Source organism: Ruegeria sp. AN11 (genome assembly GCF_056536005.1).
Genome location: NZ_JBQFJD010000001.1, coordinates 2,431,639 through 2,455,180, shown reverse-complemented (window position 1 = coordinate 2,455,180; position 23,542 = coordinate 2,431,639). Strand labels below are relative to the sequence as shown.

Here is a 23,542-nt window from a genome sequence, read left to right as displayed (position 1 = left end):
CTTATTCGAGCTTTGGTGCGCATCGCGGAGGCAGCTCCAGAAAAAGATTTGTGGGCTGTTATGGAAGAACTATCTGGCGTCAGAGATGAGACGCGAGAAAGTGATATGCTAAAGCGCGATATTGATAAGTTTTGCGGCCAAGTAGAAACCGCAATTGAACGATTTTAGTCAACCGTCCTGGACCTTTGCAGTCCAGTTCGGCTGGGGGGTGGTTTGTGAGTGGGCCATCCCCCAACTTATAGAGAAATTTTAAGGCGCGCGCTCGGCTTCAAGTTCAGAAAGACAACCGGTGGGCCTCAAAAGAAATCGACAGCTTTGTCTACTTCTCGGGATATTCAAAGTCCATTTGTGAATGGCCGCTTCGGGCTGCAAACAGTCCATTGGATAGGGCTTGGGAAAAGGCTTTGCGAACCAAATTTGGAACGCTCTAGTGAACTTTCGCCAGATTTCTGTTATTTTCGTCATTCCTAAGCAAAGAGAATTCAATGCCGACGGTTAGCCTAAACGGTGCACAGATCCACTACGATGATACGGGTGGCAAAGGAGAGACGGTCGTCTTTTCTCATGGCCTTTTGTTCAGTGGAGCGATGTTTGAAGCGCAGGTTTCTCAACTACGAGATCGCTATCGGTGCATTACATTCGATCATCGAGGGCAAGGCAGGAGTGGCGTTACGGATGCCGGTTATGACATTGACACACTCACTTCGGACGCAGCTGCACTGATCAAGCATCTGGATGCAAAGCCGTGCCATTTTGTTGGACTAAGCATGGGCGGATTTGTCGGGATGAGATTGGCCGCGCGGGAGCCAAGCCTGGTCAAAACACTGACCCTGCTTGAAAGAAGCGCCGATCCTGAAGATTCCCAAAACGCTCCGCGCTACAGAATGCTGAACTTTGTGGCACGATGGATTGGACTATGGGCTGTCATTGGACGGGTGATGCCAATTGTGTTTGGCCGCACGTTTCTCGAGGACACTGAACGCGCTGAGGAAAAAAACCAGATGGTCCAAGGCTATTTCGGGAAATGATCGGATCGGCATTACACGTGCAGTCAAAGGCGTGATCGAACGGGCGGGCTGCATTGACCTCCTCGCTAACATTAAAGTTCCCGTCGGGATTGGCGTCGGGGACGAAGATGTGGCGACGGTTCCCGAAAGGTCCGAGCGCATCCATCGAGAAATCAAGAGTTCTGAACTGGTGGTGTTTCGCAGAGCGGGCCACTCGTCTTCCATTGAAACGCCCTGCCAGGTGACGGAATTAATCGAACGCACAATCCGAAGAGCGAACCGCCAAAAAAACTGAAGCTGATGAGCAGTTGGCTGCCAAGATCGGCACTCGAGCTACCGCAAGCGATATTGGCTTGGCTATGCATTGCAAAGGCGGGTCGGCGTTTTACGCCTCGAGCCCAGATGAAAACCTGATTTCCAAGTCGTGCAGTCGTCTATTGGCACATCAGGCGAGTCTCGCTTCCGAAGCTTACGCCTTCGCCCGCACCTTTAGCCGTGGAGACCTGTATGGTTTCATCCACCAAGGCATCGAATCCTAGAAGCGCAAGGTCGCTGGTTTGTGTTGGACCGACTTTGCAGGGGTTCGCTGACGCATAGCCGCGCCTCAACGAATGATTGCCAAAAGCCTAATGGAATTGAGCGTTATGTGATGATTTCGTAAGAAAAGACCTCTAAGTCTTCCTCAAAACCCCGCAGAGAATGCCGCCCCAATTTTTGCGGCTCTTCAGATACCAAGTTCACAAAATCGCCCGTTGCTAAAAGCCGCGCCTCAAGTTTTCGCGTCAGGCCCTCTAACCTGCTGGCTATAGCGACTGATGGGCCGGTTACCGTAAAATCCAAGCGCTTTTCAGTGCCAACATTTCCGTAGACAGCCGCCCCAGTGTGCAAACCAACCCCAAATTCAGCACGGTCTGATGGATCAAGTTCTTCATTCCTTTGGAACGCTTCACGCGCCGCGGACAGGGCTGCTTCGCACATGTCTTCGGGTAGTCTTCGTTGACCATCAAAAGGAAAGATCGCAAGCAACCCATCGCCAACGAATTTAAGAACCTCTCCGCCGTGATCGTGTACCGCCCCACCGACACAATCGAAGAATTGGTTAACCGTCGCGACATATTTTTCCGATGACAAGCGCTGGCTCAACGCCGTTGAGCCGCGCATATCGCTGAACAAGAGAGCACAGTCAATTATGCTGACATCTCCCCGGGCTATTTGACCGTTCAGTACGGATCGACCGGACAACTTGCCTAGATAGACCTCCATCAACTCAGCTGCCAAGAACTGCTCCGACAATACACGCGCTGCACCAAGCAAAGGTAAAGACAGCCGCGACAGACCATCTACCTCACGGTCTGTGAAGCCAGAGCGACGCTTTGTAGCAAAAGACACAGACGCGCCCAAAGCCCACTCCAACTCTCCGTCAAAGACAACAGTACGATTGCCGAATGGTGCACTGCATACGACATAGTCGGTGACGCCTGCTTCAGCGAGTTTTCGGAATAGCGGAAATTTGTCACGGGTCGCTTGATCAGTCAGATTTGCTCGCATGAAAGGAAACTTGATTGTGCCGTTCGCAAGTCCGTCCGCCAAGTCCCATACTTCCTTATTAAAGTGCTGTTTCGCAATCTCATTGGCCAATTTCGAATTCTCTCCGAAGGGTGCTTTGTCGAAGAGATCAGCCGTTACTGAGCTGCGTGGAAGAACAGTCCATTCAATACGATGGTTTGATGCATCCCAAGTTGCATCGAGCAATCCAATTACAGGGTGCATCATCAGGCGACCCAAGGAAACACGCGTGACCGGCACGCCACCATCGATCAGCCTGTTACTTAACTGCTCGACTAGTCCACCAAGGTCAGCATCAAAAAAGGCCAGCTTTTGCAGCCAATCTGCAATGCGGTCGAAAACATCCGCCATAACTTACACCTCCACCATCATCTTGTTACAGCCGAAAGCTCGTGTCATTCGGTTTGTCTTCGAACGCTCAGCTCTCTAGCGATGGGTTTGCAAATTCTCACGCGCGTTCGCTCGCGATATTGGCCAAAGCCCGTCAATTTTTCGAGCTAAGAAAAAGTGCCAGGCGCGACAGTCGATTGAGAAACGTGACTATTCAACTCTAAATTACTCTTTCCTAGGGCCTGTGCAGCGGTGCAACTAATGGCCGCTTTGTCCGCAGAGCGGTCACTGATGCTCTGCGCAGCGAACGACTGCTCTGAGAGCTGACATTAGTGCAGTCCTTAGCTGCTTTGCAGTACTTGACCTATGTGCTGCATTCGCAGCCAATATAGCGGTCATTCTCTATGAAAGTGCGATCAAGGGTTACTAAGTTTGGGTTCGGCAGGTTGAATGCGAAAGCCCTTGCTTGAGAAGTGGCCAAACCGGGCGGAATTGACGTAGCGAACATTATTCCTGAAGGTCAACTCACGCGGAATCCGTCGATTTAGCCAACACTCCAAGTTTTAAATCTGAACCTGAGAAAATCTTAGGCCTACAGGATCGACCAGATGCTTTGCGATGGAGCCATATCAAGTCGGTGTTTGAGTTTAAACTACCGTTGATTGTTTGCGCATGCACCTTTCAAACAACTTCTTCTGAAAAAACCGATGCAAGACCAAGTCGGTAAAATTACGCCAATTGCTTTAGCCGGGGCATCAAATCCAAAAGTTCCCGTGTATACGGATGCTCTGGAGATACGAACAAAGAGTCCGTCTTCTGAACTTCAAGCAGCTTCCCATGACGCATCACGCCCACTCGGTCACACATCTGACGTACGACCGGGAGATCATGGCTGATAAAGAGCATAGTCAAGCCGAGGTAGTCTTGCAGGTCTTTGAGAATGTTCAGGATTTGCGCCTGAATGGACACATCCAGGGCGCTGGTCGGCTCATCACAGATCAGAAAACGGGGCTGAGTTGCAAGGGCGCGGGCAATACAAATGCGTTGCCGCTGCCCGCCGGAAAATTCATGTGGATACTTACGCCACGCGTCCTTGGCCAACCCAACCCAGTCAAGCAATTCGCGCACCCGCGGTTCGATAGCGGACTTGGGCAGGATTTTGTGGTGATGGATTGGCTCGGCCACGAGGTCCCCGACCCTCATTCGTGGATTGAGGCTGGAGAAAGGATCCTGAAAGATCATTTGAATTTGGCGGCGATAGGCCTGCAGGGCGTCTGCTCCCATGGCCGTCACATCCTGACCGTCAAAGATCACGCGGCCACCGTCCACTGGATACAGCGTGCCGATCATCCGCGCGACGGTGGACTTGCCAGAGCCACTTTCGCCAACAAGACCAAATACCTCACCATCGCGAATGTCGAAACTGACCTGATCGACGGCGGTGAAGTAACGCCGCTGCGATGGCAGCAGGCCGCCCTTTTGCAGGAACGTTTTCGTGATGTTCTCGACTTCAAGCAGCTTACCGGATTCTGACAACTCGGTTTTGTCCCAATGCGCCGCCAGATCATCAATCTTGAAGGTTCTTGCCCGCTCGCCATAGCTGACCACCGGAAAGCGTTCTACCTTGGTGTGAGGTCGTGGCACGGCGGCAATCAGGGATTTGGTGTAATCATGCGTGGGCGCGCCAAGGATCTGATCGGTCGTGCCGCTTTCGACCACTTGGCCGGAATACATGACGGTGACCGTATCAGTGGTGTCGGCGATAACACCCATGTCGTGCGTCACGAGGATTACTCCAACCTGACGCTCCTTCGCCAGTTCCTTGATCAGGTCCAGTACTTGCGCCTGAACGGACACGTCCAAGGCCGTTGTGGGTTCGTCCGCGATCAGGACGCTGGGTTCGGAGCACAAGGCCAAGGCGATCACAACCCGCTGGCGCATCCCGCCGGAAAACTGGTGCGGATACTGATTGAACCGATCCGCCGGGTCGGGGATGGAGACGCGGTCCAGCAGTGCAATGGCACGCTTTTTGGCCGCTGTTGCAGACAGGCCCAGGTGCAGTTGGATCGTCTCCACCAGTTGCTGACCCACTGTGAATAGCGGATTGAGCGAGGTCAGCGGGTCCTGAAAGATCATTCCGATCTCCTTGCCCCGGATTCTGCGCTTGTCCTCTGCATCCAGTTCGTCGATCCTGCGACCGTTTAGCCAGACCTCGCCCTCGGACACATGGGCCGGAGGGTCCAGCAGGCCGATCACAGCATTGCCGGTCATGGATTTACCAGCGCCGCTTTCGCCAACGACCCCCCGAATTTCGCCAGGATGCAGATCATAGGTCACGTGCTCCACCGGCTTGAAAACGCCGTGGCGGGTCGGGATTTCCACCGTCAGGTTGCGGATAGAAAGAACGGGATCAGTCATTTCAGCCTCGGGTTCAGAACATCGCGCAACCAGTCGCCCAGCAGGTTCACGCTCAACGCCAGCGCCAGCAGAGTGCAGGCCGGGAAGAACAGGATCCACCACTCGCCCGAGAACAGGAAACCCTGTCCGATGCGGATCAAGGTACCCAGCGAGGGTTGCGTAGGCGGCGCACCAACGCCCAGAAAGCTGAGCGTCGCCTCGGCAATGATCGCCAGAGCCAGTGAGATTGTTGCGATCACCAATACCGGTGACAGCACATTGGGCAGGATGTGGCGCAGCATGATCGTCAGTGGGCTTTGCCCGATAATGCGCGCGGCGGCGACATAATCCTTGTTCTTCTCAACCAAAGTCGCGCCCCTGACGACACGGGCGAACTGCACCCAGTCAGACAGGCCGATGGCAAGGATCAGCACCCAGATCGCCATCTGGTCGCGATACTCAACGGGTGTGACGCCCTTTGCGATACCAAAGATCAACATGGCCAGAAGGATCGACGGGAAAGTCAGCTGCACATCGGCCGTGCGCATGATGATCGTTTCGGTCCAGCCGCCGAAATAGCCGGACAGCAAGCCCAGAATGATCCCCAGAACCATGGCAAACAGAACCGCGGCCACCCCGACAAACAGCGAAATCCGCATCCCGTACAGGATGGTCGAGAACACATCCCGCCCCTGATCGTCGGTGCCCATAAGGAAGCTTTCACCGGTAAAGGCATTCGGCTCCATCGGTGGGGTGAAGCCATTCATTAGGTTCAGGCTGGACGGGTCAAACGGGTTCGTCGGCGCAATCAGCGGTGCCAGGATCGTTGCGAGGATCAGAACCAACGCGACCGCGGCCGATACCATGGCCACAGGCGACCGGCGAAAGGCGTAGAACTGGTCGCTGTCCAGAATGCGTCTTACACGACTCATGCGCTGACCCTCAGGCGCGGGTCGATGAATGCGTAGAGAATGTCGACCGCTAGGTTGATGGTAACAAAGATGACTGAGATCATCATCAGGTAAGCCGCCATGACAGGAATATCCACGAACTGGATTGCGTTGATAAACAGAAGGCCAAGGCCTGGCCACTGGAACACCGTCTCGGTGATGATGGCAAAGGCGATAATGGCCCCCAATTGCAGGCCGATGATGGTGATCACCGGGACCATCGTGTTTTTCAGTGCGTGGCGAAAGTTTATGGTCCGATCGCTCAGGCCACGGGCGCGGGCAAAGCGGATATAGTCCTGCCGGAGAACTTCCAACATTTCAGACCGCACCAAACGCATGATCAGAGTCATTTGGTATAGACCGAGTGTTATTGCAGGCAAAATCAATGCCTTAAGCCCGCTTGCGGTCAGCAAACCGGTGCTCCACCATCCCAGATCCACGACCTCTCCGCGTCCGAAACTGGGAAGCCAGCCAAGTTCGACCGAGAAGATATAAATGAGCAGGATGCCGATCAGGAAAGTGGGCAAGGACACCCCAATCAGTGAGGCCGACATGATGAAATTCGCCGCAAAGCCATCCCGCCTGATGGCGGTGAAAACGCCCAGGGCGATGCCAAGGACAATCGCGAACACAGCCGAGACGATCGCCAGTTCCAGCGTTGCTGGTGCGCGTTCAGACAAAATCTCGGCGACCGGGCGGCCCTGACGGAAGCTGACGCCAAAATTGCCCTGTACGGCCTCTTTCAGAAACTTCACATATTGCACCGGAAACGGCTGATCGAGGCCCAACTGGCTGCGCAGACGCTCCACATCTTCCATCGTCCGTTCCTGCCCCAGCATGTTGTCGATCGGGTCGCCGACAAAGCGGAACATGGAAAAGGCAACAAGGCCTACAACAAAAAGGACCAGCGCCGACTGGGCCACACGCCTGATAATGTATGACAGCATTTAGTTGACCGTGACCCAGCGCAGAAGGAAGAAGTTATCAGGCCGTTGCGTCAACTCGATATTGCTGCGCGCGCCCCAAACCAGCGGTTGGACGTAGAGGGGCACATAGGCCACTTCGTCCTGCAAGATACTTGCGACCTTATCCAGCATCGCCTGACGCTTGGTTTCGTCAATTTCGGACTGGATCATTGGCAGTAATTCATCCACGCGGGCGTTGGAGTAACCGCCAAAGTTCCAAGAGCCCAGTTTCTTTTCCTCATTGGGGGTCGAGGCGAGAAAACGCACCGGATGTTCGGCGTCGAAAGTCCCGGGCGACCATCCCAGCAGATACATGTCGAAATTGTCAGCCCGCAGTTCCGGCCAGTAGTTCTGAACGGGCATTGCATCGAGTGTTACTTTCAATCCAACCTGCGTCAGCATGGCTGTGATCGCCTGGCAGACGGACTCGTCATTCAGGTAGCGATTGTTGGAACATTTGAAGCTAACTTCAGCGCCTTCAGCACCGGCCTCAACCAGTAGCGCCTTCGCGCCTTCGGGGTCGAAGGCATACGGGTCCGCGTTTGCAACCGAGAACCCTCGCATTGCTGGGCTGACAAGTTGGCTCGCCACCTCGGCGTTGCCGCGCATGATGGTTTGCAAGATGGCCGGCACGTTGACGGCCTTGGCTACGGCCTCACGAACGCGCGGGTCACGGAACAGATCAGAACTGCCTTGCCCTGCTTCGCTTGCGCCCTCCTGCTGATCAAAGCCCAGCATGATAACGCGCGCTTCGATACCCTGAATGACCTTTACGTCCGGGTTCCCTTGCAACCGGGCGACGTCCTGAATTGGGACAGGATTGATAAAGTCCACATCACCCGACAGTAACGCCGCCAGCGCTGTTGCAGGATTCTGGATGGGCACCAGTTCAGCGCGGGTCAGGTTATGCTCTGCCTCACCCCACCAACCGTCAAATGGTTCCAGAACGGTGCGCAAACCCGGCTCTCGCGCAGTGACACGGAATGCGCCGGTGCCGTTGGCGTTCAGTGTCGCGTGGTTGCCAGCCTCTTTGTCAGGCAATGTGGCGTCATTCACCTCGGCCCACCCGCTATCAAGGATCATCCAGTTGGCGATGCTGTCTGGAAAGATCGGATTGGGCGCGGTCGTCATGACATCAACGGTGTAGTCGTCGACCTTCACCACCTCGCTGACCGGAGCGAACCAGCTACGGGTATCCGAATTTTCATCCGAGGCACGCTGGTACGAGAATATCACATCATCTGCGTTGAACTCAGACCCATCATGAAACGTCACGCCTTCCCGCAGATTGAACCGCCAGCCTGCGCCGTCACCAATGGTCTCCCAGCTGGTCGCCAGCGCCGGTTCGATGGACATATCTTTGCCCCGACGGACGAGCCCTTCGTAGACGTTATTCAGAAACCCCAAAACGGGGGCGGAATTGACTGCATGCGGGTCCAGCGTTTGCGGGTCGGTCGTGACCGCAAACGTGAACTCTTCGGCTGATACGGGTAACGCAAGCGCACACATTAGCGCGGCAGTGGTCAGACGTCTCATAATAGCTCCCACATATGTGGCGGCGAGCCCCGCATCCCGAGGCCCGCCGCTCAGCTTAGTTCAGACCGAAGTGCTTCACCATGGGTTGATCCTCGGGATCGACCTCGATGGCCAGATTTTCAGCCATGCCCCAGTTCAGCACCTGATGGTGGATCGGGATGTACAGCTGCTCATCCTGCACTACACGCCAAATGTCGGCTATGTCCTGGTCGCGGGCAACAAGGTCTGTGTTTGAGGCAAGCGATTTGATCTTGGCGTCAAGCTCATCATCATTAAAGCCAGTGCCGTTCCAGGTACCGATGTCACTTTCACGGCCATGAACCAGGAAGTTGAAGATGTATTCCGAGTCGTATGTCGGAACGCCCCAGCCCAGCATGTAGAAGTCGGTCTTTCCATCGGTGATCAGCGGGAAATGTTGCGCCTTGGGTTTGGCATCCAGATTCACGGTAATGCCAATTTGACCAAGCATCCCGACGGCCGCCTGGCAGATACCTTCGTCGTTGATGTATCGATCATTGGGGCAGTCAAGACGGATTGAGAAGCCATCAGGATAGCCCGCTTCAGCCAGAAGCGCTTTTGCTGCTTCAACATCAGTACTGCTTTCGGCGTCCATATCAGCCGTCCAGCCGTTCACGAAGGGCGGTGCAATCATCCCGGCGGGTTGCGACTGACCGCGCATGACCACCTGCTTGATGGCATCGCGGTTGATCGCCTTGGACATCGCCTGACGTACGCGCACATCTGCAAGGGGGTTCTTGCCATCGACGTTGTCGGCTTCGATATCATTTGCGCCCTGGTTCATCCCGAAAAAGATCACCCGGTTCTGCGGCGCCTGTTTGACTACAAGGCCATCCGCAGCGTTTACCCGTTCCAAGTCCTGAACCGGCATGTCCTGAAGGAAATTCACCTCGCCGGACAGCATAGCCGCGACGCGCGTCGCGTTATTCTGGATGGGCGTGTAGATAATCTCGCTGATTGCCATTGGGAACTGATCGCGGCCCCAATAATCCTCGTTTCGATGCATGACGGTCTTTACGTCGGGTTCGCGGCTGACCAGCTTGTAAGGACCAGTGCCGTTCACGTTAGTAGTCGCGAAGGTGATCTCGCCGCCTTCAAAATCCTGAACATCGACCGTGTTGTTCGCTTCGGTCCAGCCTTTGTCCATGATGAACAGGTCGGTCAGGTTTGCAGGCAGGATCGGGTTCGGACCGTCGGTCACGATCTCGACCGTATGGTCATCGACCGCGCGCACCTCGACAATCGAGTTGATCAGTTCTTTCATGTCCGAGTTCGGCTGTTTCGCGCGATTGATGCTGAACACCACGTCTTCTGCGGTAAGATCGGCACCGTCATGGAACTTCACCCCCTGACGCAGGTTGAACACCCAGACATTCGGATCGCTTTCGCTGGGGTTCCAGTCGGTGGACAATGCGGGCTCGAACGCGCCAGATGTGTCGCGGATGATCAGAGGTTCGTACATCTGGTGGCGCACGGTATGGGTGGGCCCTTCGTTCTGCGAATGCGGATCAAGCGTCAGCGCATCGCCCGAGCGCGCCCAACGCAGGGTTTCGGCAGTGGCCAAAGACGTCGTCGTCATCAACAGCGCCAGTACGAGTATTGGTTTTTTCATCATTTTCTCCCATATTGCAGTCGTTTAACCGCATTGAATTCACGATACTGTGTCGCAAATTTCTGCGAACGTTATGGTTGTGGATAGCATACCAACCGCAAATGCATGTCAATCGTTCAACTCGGTGCTGAATTTCTAAACGTAAGCGACCCGGGACTTTAGGAGGACAGCCACTCTCCCAGAAAACATCGCATCAAGTGTCTATTACTTAGGCGAGACGAAAACAAACCGCAAAAATCAAGCTTCCCGTACCGATAAGAAAACCCAGATAGCGCTGACGGGAATTGCGCTTCTCAGAGGCTTGATAAGTGTTCGGTTTTAGAAGCGATTGCCACACTGCCCTAGTCTCGCTGCCAGATTTGCAATCCTCCCGAGGTGTTTTCGCCGCGTTTGCAAAGTGCACAAAGCGGTGGTTCGAGCAGAACACACCAACGGCAGATTAGTCCCGCAAAGCGGCAGTTCACGCCATGTAGAGCGAATGACCGCACCGAGCCCCGGAACGGACGTTTGAACCAGTTTTGGCGACCGGTTTTGTCGTGTCAGTCTCGCAAATATCGCACTTGCGTCAGGATCCTGCGCGCGGTTCTTTGAAAGTCTTTTGTCGGAGAATGACCAAGTTCACGGCAGTAGCGCTCACTAAACACTATTTCGACATACTCTGCCGTTTTCGATTTTGTTCGCGATCCCAAACAAATCAAAGTGTAACCTTCCATGGTAAAGGTTTTGCCGATGTGACCGGGCACTCCCTTGTCTGTAGACTTCCATTGGAACCCACCGCAAATCTCACCGGCTGGAACGAAACCGCTGGGAAGCGATGAGGTGCTGGAACTCACAACCCGGTCGTTCCGCTCCTCTGCGGTTTCTGAACTGCGCTCCGCAACGACGTATGGAAGGATTTGGCGAAGGAATACTTTTCTTTGCTGATCATCATGCGTGGGGTGATCATACGGTAGCGAGCCATCTTGCAGCACTTGGAACAGAATAGAATGATACGGACTGCCAAGCTCTTCTTTGGCCGCAAATCCGCTCTTCAAGAAGCTCACTGGTTTGATAGATGGCGGTAGTACAAATTCCCAGTGGTCAGATTTGTATTTTATCTGCCCTGTCTCGGCGTAAGAGCCCCCGGACAACCCCGTGCAAAGCAGAAACAGTGCAAAAAACGTCAGTGGCCAAATGTTGCTATTGAGTAACATCGCCTCTCCACCCTTGTCTCAAGCTGTGCTTATCAAGCCTTTTCTCAACTGGCGTTGATGGGCATCAAGAGGGTGGAATTCCAACATACCATAACGGAATAAACGGCTGCTTTGTCCGCATTGCAGACGTTCAAGCAAGTTGCAGCGAGCGACCGCTAAGCGGACAAAGCGGTCGCTCACTCGTTTGATTTTCGCCCGGATCTGTATTCTGGAAGTTTGGCCAAGGCCGATTTCAACGCGTCACCCCATCCATCGGAAACAATGCGAAAGTACTGGTCGTCGGATTCGAATCTTGACCGCGTACCGCCATCAAGGCTGTCTTCATCGTAGAGAAGCAGGTCAAGCGGAGCCCCGACAGACAGATTGGCCTTAATCGTGGAGTCAAAACTGACCAGCAAGAGTTTTACGGTTTCCGGAAAACTCATTACCGGATCATAGGCTCGCACAAGAATAGGGCGACCATACTTTGTCTCACCGATCTGAAAGAACGGGGTGTCGTCGCCGGCCTCGATAAAATTTCCTTCAGGGTAGATCAAAAACAGACGAGACGGGCCGCCCTTGATCTGGCCTCCAACAATGAGTGTCGCGTGAAAAGCGCTGTCAGCTTGCTGACCAGACCGGGCATGCTCTTCGATGACGTCGTTCAGCGTAGACGCGACCAGTTGCGCAACTTGAAACATTGTCGGTACTTCTAAGATCGATGGTGAACGATCTGCCGGCGCTTTTGTTCGTTCTTCCAGAAGGCTTATCGTGGCCTGCGTAGTGGCCAAGTTTCCGGCCGTTAGGATAGTGATCGACCGGTCCCCTTCGACTGTCCAGTTGAACATCTTGTTGAAGATCGAAACATTGTCCACGCCTGCATTCGTGCGCGTATCAGACATGAACACCAGCCCGCGATTCAGCCGCATGCCCACAGCATAGGTCATCAAATTCTCCGTTACTGCTGTGCGACTTGCAACTGCACTGTCAATTGCTCGCCCGCTGTCCCAATTCTATTCCCTATTACCGGTGCGGCTTGGGCATAGTCCAGCCCGGTTGCGACGCGTACGTATCGATCGTCGGGTGAAATCCCATTTGAAACGTCAAACCCCACCCAGCCAAGCCCGTCCAAATGCACTTCGGCCCAGGCATGGGTCGCGTCCTGCAGCTCTGTTTCGTTCATCATCAAGTAGCCCGAAACGTAGCGTGCTGGCACTCCGAGCTGTCGCGCGCAGGTAATGAAGATGTGCGCGTGGTCCTGACACACACCGCGCTCGGCCTTGAGGGCATCTTCTGCGCTCCAGCCCGGGTGCGAACTTCCAATTTCGTACGAGACCTGAGCTCGAATTTTTTCGGACAGAGCATGCATCTGCTTCAGGGGATCGCTGTTGGGCAACGCGATTATCAGCTCTGCAACTCCTTTCCCTGGCGATGTCTGCGGAGTGCTTCTTTTGAACAGCCACAAGGGCGTCGACCCTTCGTGACGCCCCAGAACACCGTGCGTGTCTTTCACTTCAACAACGCCTTCGGAGATCAACGAGATGCTTTGAGTGTTTGCTTCGAAACTGATCAATTCCACCGTGTTGCGGTGATAGTCTTCAAATGTAAGCTCTTTGCGCCCGCCGGTGATCTGGGTACTCCAACTTACAATGCTCTGATTTCGAAATGACTTTGGTGTTTTTCGCAGCTGTTGCAGTCCGAAAGGAACCGGCGCGTCGAAATCGTATCGTGTCTCGTGCCGAATGTGCAGTTTCATTGGCTACTCGTAGAACCTATAATCAATCTCGATCTGACGGCTTAAGTTGCCGAGATCGGTCAGAAAATCCTGAATGTACTCATGCAGACCGAATTCAAAGATATCGGAAATTTTCTGATCCAGGTATTTCTCGTAGAGAGCATTTGATGCCTCGCACGAAGGCCCGGCAAAGCCGTAGTCTTTCTGTAGGTAAGACAGGTTCTCTTGAATTTTTCTGCAGCAAAAGTGAAGGCTGCGCGGCATTCGCTGATCCAGGATCAAAAATTGGGCAATATCAGACGGCCGGGTTTTCTCACCATGGGTCATTCGATACCCACCACCAGCGCCGACAGAACGTAGGATGCTTTCCCATTGGATGTTGTCTAGCGACGAGCCGACCGAGAAGGCTGTGGGCAGAAGAACGTAGTACTTCACGTCCAAAATGCGCCCGGTATTGTCGGCCCTTTCGACAAACGTCCCGATGCGGGTGAAATCGAAAATGTCGTTGCGCAGCATAGTCCCCAATGTGGCACCACGGACCAGAGCCGCCTGTTGGCGAATGAGTTCCAACGTCGCTGGCAAATCCCTCTCATTCACGCGCCGCTTCATCGCCTCATCGATCTGCATCCAGGTGGAGTTCACCGCACTCCAAACATCGTGGGTCAGCGCGGTCCGAACAAGGCGCGCGTTGTCTCGGGCTTGCTTGATGACCGACTTGATCGAGGATGGGTTATCAGCGTCGCGTAGCACCCAATCGACCGCATTGTCTTTTGAAATCTCATCGTATTTGGCGTGGTATCCATCCAGAACCCCGGCCGTTTTCAGAACCGAACCCCATTCCTCGGCAGAATTCTTTGTACGGGTCAACGCCATTCTCTGACCTGTTTCAAGCAGCCTCGCCGTATTTTCCGCTCGCTCAAGATACCGGGACATCCAGAACAACCCGCCAGCAGTTTTTCCCAGCATGGTCAGTCCTCCAGAACCCAGGTGTCTTTGGTCCCGCCACCTTGGCTTGAGTTCACGACGAGAGATCCCTTCTTAAGCGCCACACGGGTCAAACCGCCGGGTGTGATCTTGATCCCTTCGGGCGATACCAAGACGAACGGCCTTAGGTCAACATGTCTGGGCGCAAGTCCCGAGCGAGCAAAGATCGGAACCGTCGAAAGCGAAAGAGTCGGCTGAGCAATGTAGTTCCCGGGCCGCGATTTGAGCTTGTCGCGGAACACCGAAATCTCTTTCTTGCTGGCGGTCGGTCCGATCAACATTCCGTAGCCGCCAGACCCGTGTACTTCTTTCACGACAAGATCGGACAAGTTGTCCAGCACGTAGGAGAGAGAGACGGGATCACTGCAGCGCCAGGTCGGGACGTTTTGCAGCAAGGGCTTCTCACCCGTGTAGAATTCAACGATTTCAGGCATGTAGGAATAGATCGCCTTATCGTCGGCAATACCGGTCCCTGGCGCGTTGGCGATCGTGATGCCTCCTGCGCGGTAAACGTCCAGGATGCCCGGAACGCCCAAGGCGCTATCGGGGTTGAAATTCAGGGGGTCCAGAAATTCGTCATCTACCCGGCGGTAAAGTACGTCGATGGGCTTATAGCCCCTGGTGGTGCGCATGCAGACGCGCCCATCGACAACGCGTAGGTCGTGGCCTTCGACCAATTCCACAGCCATCTGATCAGCAAGAAACGCATGTTCGTAATAGGCTGAATTATAGATGCCCGGGGTCAATACCGCGACGCTTGGTTCCCCGTCGGCGCAAGCCGGCGCGCAGGCAGCAAGAGATCGTCTCAGATTGCGAGGGTAATCCGAAACATTCCGAACATTAGTCGCGCTGAAGAGCTCGGGGAACATCTTTAGCATCGTTTCCCGGTTCTCCAGCATATAGCTAACCCCGGATGGCGTACGGGCGTTGTCCTCCAGAACGAAAAACTCGTCCGGTCCGGTTCGCACCAGATCGACTCCAACAATGTGTGTATAGACCTGACCAGGGGGCGAGACGCCAAGCATCTGCGGCAGGAACGCTTCGTTCCCGGCAATCATCACAGCGGGCACGCGTCCGGCACGCACGATTTCTTGGCGGTGATAGATATCGTGGAGAAATGCGTTGATTGCCCGAACCCGTTGTTCAATACCGCGTTCCAGCCGCTGCCATTCTCGTGCTGAAATTACACGCGGTACGATATCAAATGGGATTAGGCGTTCCTCAGCCTCGGCTTTTCCATAAACGTTAAAAGTGATGCCCGTTAGCCTAAAGACTTCTTCGGCTTCGCGCTGTTTCGCCCTCAGTCGCGATACGTCTTCAGCATTGAACCAGCGGCCGATCTCTTGGTATGGACCTCTGAGTGATCCATCGCCGTTGAACATTTCATCAAAATACTCACTCATGCTTTAAGTTTTACGCATAGATCAGATTTTTCAAGTCATTCAGGCTTGGTTGGAAGCTGCCTTTGGAAGGAGCGTCTAATTTTCAGGCTAACTGGATATGGATAGTGTGATGATCTTAACAATATGGCGTTTTTTGTGTTTCCAGTTGAAGTCACATTCAATGTGTCCGTTGTCAGAAGATTTGGGACGTGACGGACCAAGAGGCAGGATTCCAGTGGGATTTTTGATCTAACTGGGTGCAATACGGCTACCTATGCACCACCTCTAGAGCAGACATTCGTGCACCACGCAGCGTCCGGGAGAAGGGGATCGACGCAGTCATCCGACAGCTCTAGTCAAAAGACTGGTTTGCGGATGCGAACAGTCATTTGGACCTCTCCCGGGAAAAATAAAGGTCACCACCTTTGCAGTACAGATCGATGCGTCTTCAAGCTTTACTCCGAGACTCTACTGTCGCCTGAACAGGTCGACGATACACTAAGAGTTTTATTCGGAAGGTTATTTAGGGCCAATCAAATGCCCTCAGATCAGCGGTTGCCAAGGCGACGCACGGCCTTCCCGAGTATCCCGTGGGTACCTTGCAGGTTTTTCCCGAGTGATCCAAGAGGGTAACGGGGGATAGTGAGAAGGATCACGTATTCATATCCCGCTCAGATTTTTACCCCTAAATGCAAATCGTTTGGTTTAAGTGAAAAGGTGTGTAACCCCGCACGAACCCTGAGCGCCCCTTGGGGTTCACTTCAAACTCCCATGCGCCATATTATCGGCAGAGCCAAAGGAGAAAACACCGCCATGTCTTGGAACCCTGCGCTAGATCCCCATTGCCCCGCAGGTGACGCCGTGGATGCCATAGATACCATCATCATCCCACGTGCCCGCGATCTGGGAGGTTTCGAGGTACGCCGCGCCCTGCCCGCTCCAAAGCGCCAAATGGTTGGAAGCTTTATCTTTTTCGATCAAATGGGACCCGCGGAGTTCTTGCCGACAAAAGGCATGGACGTACGCCCTCACCCTCATATCGGCTTAGCTACAATAAGCTACCTCTATCGTGGTCGTATGCACCACCGGGATAGCCTTGGGACGGACTCTTGGATCGAACCGGGCGCAGTCAACTGGATGGTCGCAGGACATGGCATCACGCACTCAGAAAGAACCGACGACGAAACCCAAGTAGACCCAATGCCGTTCTTCGGTATTCAGACTTGGGTTGCCCTCCCAAAGGATCATGAAGACCGTGATCCAATGTTCCAACATGCACCCGCAGATGCTCTGCCGTTCATGGAAGGCGAAGGCAAAGAGGTACGCCTGATACTTGGAAATGCATACGGAGAACGAGCGCCCGTTGAGACGGCCTCAGAGATGTTTTACGCCGATGCGATATTGCAACCGGGTGCCAGCATTCCACTACCTGATGATCACGAGGATCGCGGCGTGTACGTCGTCGAGGGTTCGGTTACGGTCGCCGGGGATACCTTCGAGGCAAGTCAGATGATGGTTTTCCGCCCTGGTGATCCCATTTCGATGAAAGCTGGTGAAAGAGGCGCACGAGTGATGTTGCTGGGCGGTGAGACTCTTGAGGGGCCCCGTCATATCTGGTGGAACTTCGTGGCTTCCTCCAAGGAGCGTATCGAAGAAGCAAAGGAGGCTTGGAGGGCCGAGGCGTGGGATAGCAACCAACGGTTCCACTTGCCGCCTGGTGATGACCAAGAGTTCATCACGTTGCCAAAAAAGTAGTTAATCCATCAAGCAAAAGAACTCTGATCGTTTCTATCGGAAGCTCAAAGGGAATTTGAAGGGCGTTGAGGTCTTTCAACCAAGAGCATCATCTTGTGAGCACCCAAAATGATAGATCAAATACAAAACGCCGTCGGTACCAATTGGGACGCATTTCTTGCTTAAAATTCTTATAGCAAGACAAATGTCATGTTATGGTCAGGACCCATTGATTTCCTCGGAACGGCGTGGTTCACGGTTCGAAAACCGAGCTGTGAATGTGCCTGATCATTTCTGGCTGACGGATGCGCAGATGGCACGTGTTGATCGGCATTATCTTCATCAATCGCAATGGGTTGCGGTGGCGCGACGCCCCCTCCGCCTACGGCCCGCACAAGACGCTATACAACCGCTGGAAGCGATGGAGCGACAAAGGCGTCTTCGCCTGGATGATGGTGAGTCTTGCTGCTGAGCACGGCGAAAAGACGACCGTGATGATTGGCGCGACTTACCTCAAGGCGCACAGAACCGCGACCAGCTTGGGCGTGAAAGAGGGGGGGCGTGGACGCCTGATTGGTCGCACCAAAGGCGGCATGAACACCAAGCTGCACGCCATCTGCGACAGCCAAGGCCGACCGCTCAACCTGTTCGTCACCGCCGGTCAGGTCAGCGACTACGCTAAGGAAGTTCTTTGTTTCGTCAATGGCAACTTTGCTATGACCGAGATAACTCAATTGTCTCAAAATCAATGATTTAGATTTCACTGAAAGGCAAACACGTCTGTTTGTCGCCTGCCAAGTCAGTGAGAGGGAGCTGTTCCCGGATCTAACGGCCAAGGACCGAAAAAGGTTTTTCGATCTGAGACTAAAGCTCTTGACAACGCCGTCCTCGAAAGCTTCTTCGGCGCTCTCAAACGCGAACGTGAAAACCGCGTACGTTACCGCACCAGAGATGAAGCACGTGCCGACCTGTTCGAGTATATTGAAGTGTTCTACAATCGAAAGCGTCGCCATGGATATCTTGGCAACGTAAGTCCAGCTGATTTCGAAGATCGGTCAACCGTGTCCTTTCAAACCGTCCACTGAAACGGGGCAAGACGACAAAGCAGACCTTAACTTGAGTCAGTTGAAAGGCTGCTTTGCGGACGAAGCCGCCATTCATTGCATTGCTTTGGTGATGCCCAGAAGCCGCTTCGCCCGCTTCAAAAGATGACAATACCTGAGCGTTGTCTTAACCTTGCTTTATGAAAGCTCGCCTGGCCGTAATCTTGATGGCCGACCTGGTCGGCTATACGTCCGCAATGGAGGCGGATCAGTCGCTCGCAATCGAGCTGGTCCACGAACTTCGGGATAAACTACTGGAACCAGAGGCCGTACAAAGAGGCGGCGAAATACTGAAGCGTATGGGCGATGGATGGATTATTGCCTTTCCTTCAGTATCAGCGGCAATCGAAACCGCTCAATTTGTGCAATTGGGATTGGTCGACCATAAGAAAATCAGGCTGAGGATGGCAGCGCATCTCGGTGAGATCGTTCAAGACGAGGCCGACATTTATGGCGCCGGTATAAATATCACCGCCCGCCTGCAAACCGAAGCGCCACCCGGTGGTGTGATGATCTCCGAAGACCTTAAGCGGCAGTTGGACGATAAGTTCTCGGCGGGTTTCAGCGATGCGGGCACGTTCGATTTGAAGAATCTTGCTAATCCGGTGAATGGGTTTCAATGGCGGCCCGCCACGCAGCGTGAAATTGAACTAACCGAATTGCCTTCCATTGCGGTCGAGCCGGTCACAAGTGCTCCCGAAACGAGAGAGACTCTTGAGGTTTGCGCTGACCTGCAGGAGCAGTTGGTTCACAGTCTTTCGCGCCGCACAGGTGTGCGTGTAATTGCAACAGATTCAACATCCGAGACCAAAGCAACCTACAGCCTGAGGTGCAGGTTGCGCTGCCGGGAGACTGAAGCAAGGATATCGTCCAGCCTTACTCGGTTGGGAGATGGACAGGTAACCTGGTCGCGCTTCCTAAACGGAGATTCAAAGGATTTGTTTGAACTAAGCGACCGGGCTGCAGAACAGCTGTCAGACGATTTACGTCTGCAGATCAATGCGTTTGACGGTGACCGTCTTAATGACATTCCAGACGATCAATTGAGCCCAAGTGAGTTGAGATCCCGAGCGGCAATGCTGTTTTACCGTGCCACCGTCGAGGACTATAGGCATGCGGGTAAATTGCTGGAGCGAGCGCTTCGACTTGATCCCGAGAACGGGTCCGGGCTTGCAATGTGGTGTGAAGCCAAATTGTACCCCTTAGAAGCATGCTATCGCGAGGCTGATCCTGATTTGCGAATGCGGATCATAGAGTCATCGAACAAGGCCGTTCAGGCTGCGCCTCGCTCTGACTACTGCTGGTATACGCGGGCGCAGGTGCGCGCGCGCCTCGCGGGTGATCTGCATGGCGCCCGGAAGGACATTGATAGGATTTTCAGACTGAATCCCAGCTACGTTTTGGGTATGGAGGCGAGCGGTTACACCGAAGTTATTGCCGGCAACTGGGAAGCTGCTCGGAAAAGTTTAGCGAAGGCCGTGAGTCGTTCCACCGAGGATCCGTTTCTTCCGTACCGGCTTTATCCCCTTTCGATTGCCCACATGATGGCAGGTGATAAGCAACTCGCGATCGAAGCAATTTCAGACGCTACTGAAATGCGCCCCTACTGCAGACACTTTTGGTTAGTGAAGGCGTGGATACTCAGGAAGTCCGGAATGCACCCCAAAGCAGAAACTGCTGCAGAACGTGCGGAAGCGCTGTCAGAAAAAGCGGATATCCTCGCACAAAATCTTCATCTGCCTGACCCCATCAGAGAGGCTATAGGGTTGCCAGGTGAACCGATCCAAGCATAGAGGCTTAGATGGGTTACTAGAGCGTAGGCTAATAATCGAATGGCAGATATGTAAGACGTTCTCGCCTTTCGATATTCTACCACGACCCAACCTAAAGCTCGCTATCTACATTCACCGCGGGCGACGAGTTGCGTCATTTTTCAGGGTCGCTTTGGGCTCGAAGCTGTCACCTGCCACTTTTTGTTGGATACGGGTTATCAATGCGGAGCGGACATTGCGGCGACGGGTTCAATTCACATTGCTGACTGGTATTCCCCAATTTAGGTCCCCTCTTAGGCGGTTAAGGAAGCAGTTGGGGGCGAGACCCTCACAATCGAGACCAAATTGCCTAACAGCAAAACAAATATGGCAAAAGGCGGGGCATTCTTATCCCGGCAATGCTAAGCTTAAGGGACATCGCTAAGTCTTCCATTTTATCCGACAAATGAGCCTGTACATTGAGACGATTTCTTGCTTTCGCGGTGTTTTCAACTGCAAGTTCAACTAGTCCATCCAATGCTCAAAGCGTGGACCCTGATGCCTCTGAGGCTGCAGCGCGAGCGGCTTTGTCCGTCTTGAGTATCGCCGCCACCCCAAACGAGACTCTATCCTCGTTTTCTTTTCTTGATGCTTCCGGAGGTGCCAAGAGTCTACGCTCGACGCAACTGCGAGGAGGTTACAAGCCACTTGAAAACGGGCTGTATGTAGAGGGTCTTGTTGCCTATCAAAAATATAACCCGGTACTCTTCTTTCCAGAGATCGCCCCCGGCACTGAGTTGGATGTAACTTGGTCAAGCGTGGCAGCAACGGTCGGCATCGGTTGGGAATTTCCATTGGTAAACGAGTGGAAAGTTCGTCCGGTCGGACATCTTTCACTTGGCCAAGTGACTGCGGATGCTTTTCTTGGCGGCTTTCCATTGCTGCGTTCGGCATCTAGCTCCAACGATTTGATCGACGGAGACTTAAACGCATTCGGGGTTGGTGCTTCGCTTGGTATCTTCCGAGAGGCGCAATTTGGATCGTGGCAGGGGGAATATCGTATCCGTCAAACATTCTTGGATTTTAACCCGATCAACGAGCCTGAGGCTGGGAACGCAAGTGCGAGTTCAAACCAAACAACCCTGTTCTCACGTCATCGCTATCCGCTGGAAAACGTCAATCTCTTCGAACTCCCAACACAACTCGTTCTGGATGCTGGTGTTGTGCTGTATCACGGCGACAGTGCAACCGTTCTTGGCACCGATTGGCTGGCCACAGCTGGCGTAGGACTTGAGATTGATACTCGCCTGACCGGTCTGCCAGCCGTTCAAGCGGGACGTGTAATGTTAAACGGTGTAGTTGCCGAAGGATTTTCCGGTTTTTCGATAGGCTTCGGTCTGCGGTTCTAGGTCGGGGCCTGATCCTGTCACAAAAAATCGGTTGTCTGATGCTTAGCAATTATTTCACTCAAACGCGCCCAGCGATCATGTCGGCAGCTTTTTCAGCAATCATAATCACCGGCGCGTTGGGGTGTCCGGTGTTCATTTGCGGCATCACAGACGCATCGGCAACGCTCAACCCTTCAAGCCCGTGCACTTTCAAGTCAGGAGCTACGACGCAATCATCGCTTTGCCCCATCCTGCAACTGCCAACGGGATGAAAGGACGTCGACGAAATCTCACGAATGTCCGCAAGAAGTTCTTCGTCGCTCTGGGCGTCCGCCCCCGGAGATATCTCAACCGGATTAAGCTTCGAAAAGGCTTCCTGTGATACAATCTTCCGCGCTTCCTTGATGATCGAGCGCATCAGATCGACATCCGCCGGGTCGCTTAGATATCCAGGATCGATAATGGGCCGATCCAATGGGTCGTTTGATGCAATAGTCACACGCCCTCGACTCCAAGGACGGGTCGGAAAACCAGAGATTGTGAAACCGTGGCGATCCGGTGGGCGATACTCCGGGGCTCCCAAGCTTATGAAATATGGGATCATAAGCAGTTCTATGTCGGGAATATCGACATGGGGCCCGGATCTCAGAAACGCACCAGACTCAAAGTGGTTCGTTGTCAGGGGACCGCGCGACTCCTCCGAGTAGAGGCGCTCAACCTCTGCCGCTTGCTCTGCGCTTCGGCCATAGAAGGTCAAAGGCTGATCGATTTCCCAACGGGCGCGGTAATGGAAGTGATCCTGCAGATTTTCACCCACGCCGGGCAGGTCATGCTTTACCCGGACTCCGACATCGTTCAAAAGGTCTGCAGGGCCAACTCCTGAAAGTTGCAATATCTGAGGTGAGCCTACGGCCCCCGCCGCCAAGACCGTTTCCTGTGCAGTTGCATGGTTCAGTTCTCCCTTGGCAAGATAATTCACACCGGTCACAGAACTGCCCTTAAATTGCAACGACATAACCGTCGCACCGGTCACAACGGTCAAGTTGGGACGCCCCATCGCCGCGGAGAGGTATGTCTGCGCGGTGCTGCCCCGCCTGTTCTCTTGCAAGGTCGCGGGGAAATAACCACAGCCGTCCAGTTCCATGCCATTCAGATCGCCATTAAATGGAATCCCGGCCTGCTGGCAGGCTTCTATAAATGTCTCGGTTAAGGGCGACCGCTCGCCTGGCTTAGTCACAGTCAGCGGGCCGCCGTCCCCATGGATCGACGGATCTCCATCGACTTCCCAATTCTCAGCCTTCTTGAAATAGGGCAGCACACCGTCCCATCCCCAGCCCGTTGCGCCCATTTGGGACCACGTGTTGTAGTCTGCCGGATGCCCGCGCAGGTATATCATGTAGTTTATCGAACCAGTGCCGCCGATACATCGACCGCGCGGATAGGCGATCTGGCGTCCCGAAAGTTCGCCCTGCGGAGTTGTCCGAAAGGCCCAATCGAAACGTGTATTAGTGAGAGCGCCAAATTTTGCGGGTGTGGAAACCCGGGGGTCGTCGTTCGATCCACCGGCCTCTAATAACAAAACGGAACGCTTCACATCTTCGGTCAAACGAGCGGCGAGGACGCATCCAGCACTTCCGGCGCCAACGATAATAACGTCAAAACTATCCGTCATGACAAAACCCCAAACTACCAATCTGGAAAGAGTGGCGGACAGTCTGCCCTTTATCAAGCAATACATTTTGCGGAGGTTGGGTATGTCCGCTTTGGGCTCAGAGCGGTCATTCGGGGCAATAGTCAAAAGACTGGTTAGCGGTTGCGAGCAGTCATTTGGACCGCTCGCGGGATCGATATAGGTGACCACCTTTGAAACACAGTTCGATGCGTCTTCAAGCTTTACTCCGGGACTCTACCG

16 protein-coding genes and 2 pseudogenes are annotated in these 23,542 nt (G+C 53.9%); 6 read left to right on the top strand and 12 right to left on the bottom strand.

Annotated features, from left to right (window positions below; translation table 11 throughout):
* Nucleotides 1–485: 485 nt before the first annotated feature.
* The gene (locus tag ACR3EQ_RS12080) at nt 486–1,028 is read left to right on the top strand and encodes an alpha/beta fold hydrolase (RefSeq protein ID WP_170612373.1); all 543 of its coding nucleotides are present in this window, start codon (nt 486–488) and stop codon (nt 1,026–1,028) included.
* A 621-nt stretch (nt 1,029–1,649) separates the two neighbouring features.
* Here ACR3EQ_RS12080 and ACR3EQ_RS12075 read toward each other — a convergent pair.
* From ACR3EQ_RS12075 to ACR3EQ_RS12025, 11 genes are all read right to left on the bottom strand, one after another.
* Nucleotides 1,650–2,924: an adenylate/guanylate cyclase domain-containing protein gene (locus ACR3EQ_RS12075; RefSeq protein ID WP_170612371.1), complete on the bottom strand. Its 1,275-nt coding sequence runs from the start codon at nt 2,922–2,924 to the stop codon at nt 1,650–1,652.
* Between the two features lie 708 nt (nt 2,925–3,632).
* Nucleotides 3,633–5,321: an ABC transporter ATP-binding protein gene (locus ACR3EQ_RS12070; protein ID WP_170612357.1), complete on the bottom strand. Its 1,689-nt coding sequence runs from the start codon at nt 5,319–5,321 to the stop codon at nt 3,633–3,635.
* On the bottom strand, nt 5,318–6,232 hold the full coding sequence (locus tag ACR3EQ_RS12065; RefSeq protein ID WP_170612359.1) for an ABC transporter permease: 915 nt from the start codon (nt 6,230–6,232) through the stop codon (nt 5,318–5,320). The genes ACR3EQ_RS12070 and ACR3EQ_RS12065 overlap by 4 nt, the downstream gene beginning before the upstream one ends.
* Nucleotides 6,229–7,197 carry an ABC transporter permease gene (locus ACR3EQ_RS12060; RefSeq protein ID WP_170612361.1) on the bottom strand — a complete coding sequence of 323 codons (969 nt, stop codon included), beginning with the start codon at nt 7,195–7,197 and terminating at the stop codon, nt 6,229–6,231. The genes ACR3EQ_RS12065 and ACR3EQ_RS12060 overlap by 4 nt, the downstream gene beginning before the upstream one ends.
* The gene (locus ACR3EQ_RS12055) at nt 7,198–8,751 is read right to left on the bottom strand and encodes an ABC transporter substrate-binding protein (protein WP_480490754.1); all 1,554 of its coding nucleotides are present in this window, start codon (nt 8,749–8,751) and stop codon (nt 7,198–7,200) included.
* Nucleotides 8,752–8,806: 55 nt separating this feature from the next.
* Nucleotides 8,807–10,384: an ABC transporter substrate-binding protein gene (locus tag ACR3EQ_RS12050; RefSeq protein WP_480442278.1), complete on the bottom strand. Its 1,578-nt coding sequence runs from the start codon at nt 10,382–10,384 to the stop codon at nt 8,807–8,809.
* A 536-nt stretch (nt 10,385–10,920) separates the two neighbouring features.
* Nucleotides 10,921–11,574: a hypothetical protein gene (locus ACR3EQ_RS12045; protein WP_480442433.1), complete on the bottom strand. Its 654-nt coding sequence runs from the start codon at nt 11,572–11,574 to the stop codon at nt 10,921–10,923.
* A gap of 176 nt (nt 11,575–11,750) precedes the next feature.
* A complete protein-coding gene (locus tag ACR3EQ_RS12040) occupies nt 11,751–12,500 on the bottom strand; it encodes an Ntn hydrolase family protein (protein ID WP_170613863.1) in 750 nt (249 codons plus the stop codon).
* An 11-nt stretch (nt 12,501–12,511) separates the two neighbouring features.
* Nucleotides 12,512–13,309, bottom strand: a complete 798-nt coding sequence (locus tag ACR3EQ_RS12035; protein WP_170613862.1) for a transglutaminase-like domain-containing protein — start codon at nt 13,307–13,309, stop codon at nt 12,512–12,514.
* Nucleotides 13,310–13,312: 3 nt separating this feature from the next.
* Complete coding sequence (locus ACR3EQ_RS12030; protein ID WP_480490752.1) at nt 13,313–14,254, bottom strand: alpha-E domain-containing protein; 942 nt, start codon at nt 14,252–14,254, stop codon at nt 13,313–13,315.
* Between the two features lie 2 nt (nt 14,255–14,256).
* Nucleotides 14,257–15,675, bottom strand: coding sequence for a circularly permuted type 2 ATP-grasp protein (locus tag ACR3EQ_RS12025; RefSeq protein WP_170613860.1), 1,419 nt, complete (start codon nt 15,673–15,675; stop codon nt 14,257–14,259).
* A gap of 792 nt (nt 15,676–16,467) precedes the next feature.
* Here ACR3EQ_RS12025 and ACR3EQ_RS12020 point away from each other — a divergent pair.
* The 5 genes and pseudogenes from ACR3EQ_RS12020 to ACR3EQ_RS12000 all read left to right on the top strand — a co-directional run bounded on the left by ACR3EQ_RS12020 (nt 16,468) and on the right by ACR3EQ_RS12000 (nt 21,651).
* The gene (locus tag ACR3EQ_RS12020) at nt 16,468–17,409 is read left to right on the top strand and encodes a pirin family protein (protein WP_170613859.1); all 942 of its coding nucleotides are present in this window, start codon (nt 16,468–16,470) and stop codon (nt 17,407–17,409) included.
* Between the two features lie 299 nt (nt 17,410–17,708).
* Nucleotides 17,709–18,065 (top strand): annotated as a pseudogene (locus tag ACR3EQ_RS12015) (IS5 family transposase); the annotation flags it as partial.
* Between the two features lie 195 nt (nt 18,066–18,260).
* Nucleotides 18,261–18,473 (top strand): annotated as a pseudogene (locus ACR3EQ_RS12010) (IS3 family transposase); the annotation flags it as partial.
* 185 nt (nt 18,474–18,658) lie between these two features.
* Nucleotides 18,659–20,284 (top strand): tetratricopeptide repeat protein, encoded by a 1,626-nt coding sequence (locus ACR3EQ_RS12005; RefSeq protein WP_170615129.1) that lies wholly within the window; start codon nt 18,659–18,661, stop codon nt 20,282–20,284.
* A gap of 437 nt (nt 20,285–20,721) precedes the next feature.
* A complete protein-coding gene (locus ACR3EQ_RS12000) occupies nt 20,722–21,651 on the top strand; it encodes a hypothetical protein (RefSeq protein ID WP_170619879.1) in 930 nt (309 codons plus the stop codon).
* Between the two features lie 58 nt (nt 21,652–21,709).
* On the opposite strand, the gene ACR3EQ_RS11995 is transcribed toward ACR3EQ_RS12000, so the two are convergent.
* The gene (locus tag ACR3EQ_RS11995; RefSeq protein ID WP_170817370.1) at nt 21,710–23,491 is read right to left on the bottom strand and encodes a GMC family oxidoreductase N-terminal domain-containing protein; all 1,782 of its coding nucleotides are present in this window, start codon (nt 23,489–23,491) and stop codon (nt 21,710–21,712) included.
* Nucleotides 23,492–23,542 lie beyond the last annotated feature (51 nt).